This is a genomic window from Pseudomonas sp., from assembly GCF_050739995.1.
In the GTDB taxonomy this organism is placed as follows: domain Bacteria; phylum Pseudomonadota; class Gammaproteobacteria; order Pseudomonadales; family Pseudomonadaceae; genus Aquipseudomonas.
On record NZ_JBOICG010000213.1, the window covers coordinates 1 to 7,473 of the forward strand.

At 60.9% G+C, this 7,473-nt stretch carries 6 protein-coding genes and 2 pseudogenes; 6 read left to right on the forward strand and 2 right to left on the reverse strand.

The genetic code is table 11. From position 1 onward, the window contains the following. From ACRESD_RS07390 to ACRESD_RS07415, 6 genes and pseudogenes are all read left to right on the forward strand, one after another. Positions 1–206 (forward strand): annotated as a pseudogene (locus tag ACRESD_RS07390) (carbohydrate ABC transporter permease); the annotation flags it as partial. 38 nt (positions 207–244) lie between these two features. Continuing rightward, on the forward strand, positions 245–1,348 hold the full coding sequence (locus ACRESD_RS07395; RefSeq protein WP_431750325.1) for an ABC transporter ATP-binding protein: 1,104 nt from the start codon (positions 245–247) through the stop codon (positions 1,346–1,348). Between the two features lie 16 nt (positions 1,349–1,364). Beyond that, complete coding sequence (locus tag ACRESD_RS07400) at positions 1,365–2,840, forward strand: mannitol dehydrogenase family protein (RefSeq protein ID WP_431750326.1); 1,476 nt, start codon at positions 1,365–1,367, stop codon at positions 2,838–2,840. Between the two features lie 140 nt (positions 2,841–2,980). After that, positions 2,981–4,462 (forward strand): xylulokinase, encoded by a 1,482-nt coding sequence (gene xylB, locus ACRESD_RS07405; RefSeq protein WP_431750327.1) that lies wholly within the window; start codon positions 2,981–2,983, stop codon positions 4,460–4,462. A gap of 12 nt (positions 4,463–4,474) precedes the next feature. Further along, the gene (locus tag ACRESD_RS07410; RefSeq protein WP_431750328.1) at positions 4,475–5,416 is read left to right on the forward strand and encodes a carbohydrate kinase family protein; all 942 of its coding nucleotides are present in this window, start codon (positions 4,475–4,477) and stop codon (positions 5,414–5,416) included. A gap of 83 nt (positions 5,417–5,499) precedes the next feature. Continuing rightward, positions 5,500–5,769, forward strand: a complete 270-nt coding sequence (locus tag ACRESD_RS07415; RefSeq protein ID WP_431750329.1) for a DUF2790 domain-containing protein — start codon at positions 5,500–5,502, stop codon at positions 5,767–5,769. A gap of 95 nt (positions 5,770–5,864) precedes the next feature. Here the strand turns inward: ACRESD_RS07415 and ACRESD_RS07420 are convergent, their stop codons facing one another. Both ACRESD_RS07420 and ilvA read right to left on the reverse strand, forming a co-directional pair. Then, positions 5,865–6,134 (reverse strand): DUF1652 domain-containing protein, encoded by a 270-nt coding sequence (locus tag ACRESD_RS07420; protein ID WP_431750330.1) that lies wholly within the window; start codon positions 6,132–6,134, stop codon positions 5,865–5,867. Between the two features lie 268 nt (positions 6,135–6,402). Beyond that, positions 6,403–7,389 (reverse strand): annotated as a pseudogene (gene ilvA / locus ACRESD_RS07425) (threonine ammonia-lyase, biosynthetic); the annotation flags it as partial. Positions 7,390–7,473: the final 84 nt, after the last annotated feature.

Below are 7,473 nucleotides of genomic sequence, written 5' to 3' on the forward strand. Positions count from 1 at the left end.
GGAACGAGGCGTTCTGGTCATTGAACCTGACCTCGTCCAACGCCGCGCCGCTGACCGCGCTGATCGCCTCCTACTCCAGCCCCGAAGGGTTGTTCTGGGCCAAATTGTCCGCCGTGTCGACGCTGGCCTGTGCGCCGATCCTGATCTTTGGCTGGATCAGCCAGAAACAGCTGGTGCGCGGTTTGTCCTTCGGCGCCGTGAAGTAACGGCTTCCTGATAAAAAATTTGAATACGGAGGCCCATCATGGCCAACCTGAAAATCAAGAATCTGCAAAAAGGCTTCGAAGGCTTTTCCATCATCAAGGGCATTGACCTGGAAGTGAACGACAAGGAGTTCGTGGTGTTCGTCGGCCCGTCGGGCTGCGGTAAATCTACCCTGCTGCGCCTGATCGCCGGCCTCGAAGAAGTCACCGAAGGCACCATCGAACTGGATGGCCGCGACATCACCGAAGTGACCCCGGCCAAACGCGACCTGGCGATGGTGTTCCAGACCTACGCGCTGTACCCGCACATGAGCGTGCGCAAGAACATGTCATTTGCCCTGGACCTGGCGGGCGTGGACAAGCAGTTGGTGGAAAGCAAAGTCAGCGAAGCCGCACGCATCCTGGAACTGGGCCCGCTGCTGGAGCGCAAGCCCAAGCAGTTGTCCGGCGGCCAGCGCCAACGGGTGGCGATTGGGCGTGCGATTGTGCGCAACCCGAAAATCTTCCTGTTCGACGAACCGCTGTCCAACCTCGACGCCGCCCTGCGCGTGCAGATGCGCCTGGAACTGGCGCGCCTGCATAAAGAGCTGCAGGCGACCATGATCTACGTGACCCACGACCAGGTGGAAGCCATGACCCTGGCCGACAAGGTGGTGGTGCTCAACAGTGGCCGCATCGAGCAAGTCGGCTCGCCCCTGGAGCTGTATCACCAGCCGGCCAACCTGTTTGTGGCAGGCTTCCTGGGTACGCCGAAAATGGGCTTCCTCAAGGGCAAGGTCACCCGTGTCGAAAGCCAGGGCTGTGAAGTGCAACTGGACGCCGGCACCTTGATCAGCTTGCCGTTGAGCGGTGCCAGCTTGAGCGTGGGCAGCGCAGTGACCCTGGGGATTCGTCCGGAGCACCTGGAAATCGCTGCGCCCGGCCAAACCACCCTCACCGTCACCGCCGATGTGGGCGAACGCCTGGGCAGCGACACGTTCTGCCATGTCATCACCGCTAATGGCGAGCCGCTGACCATGCGGATTCGCGGCGACATGGCCAGCCAATACGGCGAAACACTGCACCTGCACCTCGACCCGGCGCACTGCCATCTGTTCGACACCGACGGTGTCGCCGTGGCCCGCCCACTGCGCGCTGCCGCCTGATTTCGCGAGACTTGTGATGAAACTGAATAAACAGAACCTCACGCAGTTGGCACCCGAAGTACAACTGCCGACTTACACCCCTACCTCCCAGGGCATCGCCCATATCGGCGTCGGCGGTTTTCACCGTGCGCATCAGGCGTATTACACCGATGCGCTGATGAATAAGGGCGTGGGCCTGGATTGGAGCATCTGCGGCGTTGGCCTGCGTGCCGAGGACCGCAAGGCCCGCGACGACCTGGCCGGCCAGGACTACCTGTTCACCCTGTATGAACTGGGTGACACCAACGACACCGAAGTGCGGGTGATCGGCTCGATCAGCGACATGCTGCTGGCCGAGGACAGCGCCCAGGCACTGATCGACAAACTGGCTAGCCCCGAGATTCGCATTGTCTCGCTGACCATCACCGAAGGCGGCTACTGCATCGACGACAGCAACGGCGAGTTCATGGCCCACCTGCCGCAGATCCAGCACGACCTGGCGCACCCGAACGCGCCGAAAACCGTGTTCGGTTTTATCTGCGCTGCGCTGACTAAACGCCGTGCGGCGGGTATTGCGGCCTTCACCGTCATGTCCTGCGATAACCTGCCGCACAATGGCGCGGTCACCCGCAAGGCGCTGCTGGCGTTTGCCACCTTGCACAACGCCGAATTGCATGACTGGATCAAGGCCAACGTGAGCTTTCCCAACGCCATGGTCGACCGCATCACGCCCATGACCAGCACCGTCCACCGCCTGCAACTGCATGATGAACATGGCATCGACGATGCCTGGCCGGTGGTGTGCGAACCCTTTGTGCAGTGGGTGCTGGAAGATAAGTTCGTCAACGGTCGCCCGGCGTGGGAGAAGGTCGGCGTGCAGTTCACCGACGACGTGACGCCCTATGAAGAAATGAAAATCGGCCTGCTCAACGGCAGCCACCTGGCGCTGACTTACCTGGGCTTCCTCAAGGGTTATCGGTTTGTACACGAGACCATGAACGACCCGGTATTTGTCGCCTACATGCGTGCGTACATGGACCTGGACGTCACGCCGAACCTGGCTCCCGTACCGGGCATCGACCTGACCGACTACAAGCAGACCCTGGTGGATCGTTTTTCCAACCAGGCGATTGCCGACCAATTGGAGCGCGTGTGTTCCGACGGCTCGTCGAAGTTTCCCAAGTTCACCGTGCCGACCATCAACCGCTTGATTGCCGAAGGTCGCGAGACTGAGCGGGCTGCGCTGGTGGTTGCGGCCTGGGCCTTGTATTTGAAAGGCGTGGATGAGAACGGCGTGAGCTACAGGATTCCCGACCCACGGGCGGAATTTTGCCAGGGGCTGGTGAGTGATGACGCGCTGATCAGCCAACGGTTGCTGGGCGTGGAAGAGATTTTCGGCACGGCCATTCCCAGTTCGCCTGAGTTTGTGGCAGCGTTTGAGCGGTGTTTTGTGAGCCTGCGCGACAATGGCGTCACCCAAACACTGCAAAACCTCCTGAAGAAACTGGCTTAAACCTGTGGGAGCTGGCTTGCCTGCGATGGCGGTGGATCAGTCAGCCATGAGGTGACAGACAGGCTGCCATCGCAGGCAAGCCAGCTCCCACATTGATCGGGTTTCCAATCCCAAAAAACAATACTGCTGAGCAAACCATCATGACCCAGCAAAACCTGTTCCTCGGCATCGACTGCGGCACCCAGGGCACCAAGGCCATCGTCCTCGACGCGTCCAGCGGCAAGGTACTCGGCCTCGGTGCTGCGGCGCACACCCTGCTCAGCGGCGCCAATGGCCGTCGCGAGCAGCACACCCAGGAATGGCTGGACGCCTTTACCGAAGCGACTCATCGCGCCCTGCAACAAGCCGGCGTGGACGGCCAGGACATTCTCGGCATCGGCGTCTCCGGCCAGCAACATGGCCTGGTATTGCTCGATGAGCAGGGCCAGGTGCTGCGCCCGGCCAAGCTGTGGTGCGACACCGAAACCTCGCCTGAGAACGACCGCCTGCTGGCGTATCTGGGCGGCGAACATGGCTCGCTGGAACGCCTCGGCGTGGCGATTGCGCCGGGCTACACCGTGTCGAAACTGCTATGGACCCGCGAACAACACCCAGACCTGTTCGCACGCATCGCCCATGTCCTGCTGCCCCATGACTACCTCAACTACTGGCTCACCGGCCACCCTGTCGCGGAATACGGTGACGCCTCGGGCACCGGCTATTTCAATGTGCGCACCCGTGAGTGGGATGTGGAACTGCTCAGGCACATCGACCCCAGCGGTCGCCTGGAAGCTGCGCTGCCGGCGTTGGTCGAGGCGAATCAAAGCGTGGGCACGATTTTGCCCGCCATCGCCGAACGCCTGGGCATCAACCCCCATGCAGTGGTCTCCAGCGGCGGCGGCGACAATATGATGGGCGCCATCGGCACCGGTAATATCGCGCCCGGCGTGATCACCATGAGCCTGGGTTCATCGGGCACCGTCTACGCATTTGCCGACCAGCCGAACGTGAGCCCACAGGCAGCGGTCGCGACGTTCTGCTCATCGAGTGGCGGTTGGTTGCCCTTGATCTGCACCATGAACCTGACCAACGCGACCGGCGTGATTCGCGAGTTGTTCGACCTCGACTTGCCGGCGTTCAACGCCCTGGTCGCCCAAGCCCCCATCGGCGCCGACGGCGTGAACATGCTGCCGTTCCTCAACGGCGAACGCGTGCCCGCCCTGCCCCATGCCACCGGCAGCCTGCATGGCCTGAACATGACCAACCTGACCCGCGCCAACCTGTGCCGGGCCGTGGTGGAAGGCGCCACCTTCGGCCTGCGTTATGGCCTGGACCTGCTGCGCCAGACCGGCCTGCAAAGCCAGAGCATCCGCCTGATCGGCGGCGGCTCGAAAAGCCCGGTGTGGCGGCAGATGGTCGCCGATATCATGAACACCGAAGTGGTCTGCACCGAACAAAGCGAAGCGGCGGCGCTGGGTGCGGCGATCCAGGCGGCGTGGAGCCAGTCTGGCGAATCCCTGGCCAGCCTATGCGACAAATGTGTGAGCATCGACCCGGCCAGCCGCACGCAGCCGTCAGCCGACCGTGTGAGTGCCTATCAACACGCCTACGAGCGCTATCAACAACTCGTGGCAACCCTTTAAGAGCGAACGACTATGTATCTGGTGTGTGGCGAAGCGCTGTTCGATTTTTTCAGCGAAGAAGAGGCCAGCGGGCAGGCTTCCAAGGTCAACTACAAGGCGATTGCCGGTGGCTCGCCGTTCAACGTGGCGGTGGGCCTGCGCCGTCTCGGTATCGAGGCCGGGCTGTTCGGCGGGTTGTCGACCGACTTCCTGGGGCGCCGCTTGTTGCAGGTGCTCAAGGACGAAGGCGTACGCGAGGACTTCCTGGTGGAATTCGCCGCGCCCACCACCCTGTCGATGGTTGCCGTGGGCGCCAACGGCTCACCGCAGTACAACTTTCGCGGTGAAGGCTGTGCCGACCGGTTGCTGGAAATGGCCCACTTGCCCGCGCTGGGCGCTGATATTCGCGGGCTGCACATCGGTTCGTTCTCGCTGGTGGTGCAACCCATCGGCGATACCCTGCTGAGCCTGGTCAAGCGCGAAAGCGGCAAGCGCCTGATCAGCCTCGACCCCAACGTGCGGCTCAACCCGCAGCCGGATATCCAGCTGTGGCGCGACCGCGTGGCTGAGCTGGTCAAGCATGCCGACCTGATCAAGGTCAGCGACGAAGACCTGCACCTGCTCTACCCCGACCAGTCGCCGGAAAGCGTGCTGCGGGGTTGGCTGCAACACCGTTGCCAGTTGGTGTTCCTCACCCGTGGCGGTGACGGCGCCAGTGTGTTCAGCCGCCAGCACGGCAACTGGTCGCAACCGGCCGTCAAGGTGGTGATGGCTGATACGGTGGGTGCCGGAGATACCTTCCAGGCGGCGTTGATTGCCTGGTTGACCGAGCAGCAATTGGATTCGGTGGAAGGGCTGCAACAGCTGACCCGCCCACAGATCGACAGCATGCTCGGTTTTGCCATCCGCGCCGCTGCCCTGACGTGCAGCAAGACCGGGCCGGACCTGCCCTACCGCCGCCAATTGGATTCATGAAGGTTTTGTCAGCCAGGAAAAAATTAATCGATGGTTAATCGCGTCGGTCGACAGTGAAGTCGAACCCTTTGCGGAGCACCATCATGAAACTTCGTAGTTTATTACTCACCGGCACACTGGCCTTGGCAGCTGTCTCGGGCATGGCACAGGCCGATATCCAACAGACGGCAACCAAACCCGTGCCTTATCAATACGGAATGCCGTTGAATATCGACAAAGTGATCGCAATGCACGAAACCGACACCAACGAGTGCAAGGTCATCAACGCGGATATCAAGTTCGTGGACAAGGCCGGCAAAGTGGAAGACGTGAGCTACCGGAAAATGTCCGAAGCCTGCGATTTCCAGAATTGAACCGTTGCAACATCAAGGCCTCGACCTGAGGAGATGTTGGGCCTGGCGTTTATCCAGGCCCACAGGTCGTCGGTGACTCAACCTCAAGCGTCAACCTAGTGATAACCACGCCCACCTACGCGTTGCAGCGCGGGTGCGTGGGTGTGCTTGAGGTCTTCGCGCAACCCGGTGATCAGGTTGCAAATCGCTCGACTGCTGTCGAGCTTGTCCGCGTTTATCCCTTTGACTTCCAAATCCACCCGATCACGGTCGCGGTCATCAAAGACTTTGATCGTCAGCGAAGCATCTTCGGCTTTGGTGCACTCGCACCGTTTGGGCAGGAAACTTCCTTCAATAATGCTGCGAAGTTCTAATTCCGAAAGCATGGCCAACCTCTCCTTTCATGAGACTGCCAACAGGTTATTGTGTGTCTGGCAGGCGCGTGCCTGCCACGTCTTGCCGACCCTGGAAGACGCTTACCCTCATGAGCCTACTCGGCAAATTCCACTCTCGTTGTAACCTTTCCTCATAAGTACTCCAGTGAGTTATATAAGTTAGGCGGCCTTGCGTTTACGTCGTGTAAATCATCGGCGAAATGCGCCGATTAAACGTTTAATCATGGCCATTGTGTTAAACGACACCTTGTGCAGCGACTCTTTCAGCAACATGTCGCAAACTATCAAAGTTGATATTCGCCCCTGAGTTCACCGCCACCAGGGTTTGTTCGCGCACGCCACGTTGCGCGACGTATCGACGGATACCGGCCACCGCCAACGCACCGGAAGGCTCGGTGATGGAACGGGTGTCGTCGTAGATCAGCTTGATAGCGCTGCACAGTTCATCGTTACTCACGGTGATGACCTCATCCACCCAATCCCGGCAGACCTCAAACCCATATGCGCCGATCTGTGCCACCGCGGTGCCATCGGCAAACCCGTCGACGCCGGGTAGCACCACCCGCTCGCCTGCACGCAGGGCTGCCAACAGGCAACTGGAACCTTCGGGTTCGACCCCGACGATACGCACATCGGGCCGCAGGTATTTCACGTACGCCGCGATGCCGGCGATCAAGCCACCGCCACCCACCGGCACGAAAATCGCGTCCAAAGGGCCCTGCTGCTGACGCAATATTTCCATACCGACCGTACCTTGGCCGGCGATCACATCGGGGTCATCAAAGGGCGACACGAACGTGCTACCCGACATCTCGGCTAGTTGCAGCGCATGGGCCAGGGCAAACGGGAAACTCTCCCCGTGCAGCACCGCTTCGGCGCCTCGGGAGCGCACACCCAGCACCTTCAACTCCGGCGTGGTGCACGGCATGACGATGCGCGCCTTGATCCCCAGTTCCCGCGCTGCCAGCGCCACACCCTGGGCGTGGTTGCCCGCCGACGCTGTCACCACGCCCCGGGATTTCTGTTCCGCCGTGAGTTGCATCAGCTTGTTGTAGGCACCCCGAATCTTGAAGGAAAACGTGGGTTGCAGGTCTTCGCGCTTGAGCAGCACCTGGTTGCCCAGCAACGCCGACAGCGCCGGCGCGAGTTGCAAAGGCGTACGTACCGCCAGGTCATAGACCGGAGCCGCGAGGATCTTTTTCACGTAATGCTCAAGCAGGCCCGTGTCGGCGTTTTGGGTACTCATGGGTGTCTCCTGGTATTTTGCAGGGGCCCAGGAGTCGGAAAAACAAAACCCGCCTCTAGGGCGGGTTTGGGTGCAGCCGTGTGC

Coding starts and splice junctions, on each gene's coding strand:
- ACRESD_RS07415 (WP_431750329.1), top strand. CDS start 5,500: ATGAAACTTCGTAGTTTATTACTCACCGGCACACTGGCCTTGGCAGCT.
- ACRESD_RS07395 (WP_431750325.1), top strand. CDS start 245: ATGGCCAACCTGAAAATCAAGAATCTGCAAAAAGGCTTCGAAGGCTTT.
- ACRESD_RS07400 (WP_431750326.1), top strand. CDS start 1,365: ATGAAACTGAATAAACAGAACCTCACGCAGTTGGCACCCGAAGTACAA.
- ACRESD_RS07410 (WP_431750328.1), top strand. CDS start 4,475: ATGTATCTGGTGTGTGGCGAAGCGCTGTTCGATTTTTTCAGCGAAGAA.
- ACRESD_RS07420 (WP_431750330.1), bottom strand. CDS start 6,134: ATGCTTTCGGAATTAGAACTTCGCAGCATTATTGAAGGAAGTTTCCTG.
- xylB (WP_431750327.1), top strand. CDS start 2,981: ATGACCCAGCAAAACCTGTTCCTCGGCATCGACTGCGGCACCCAGGGC.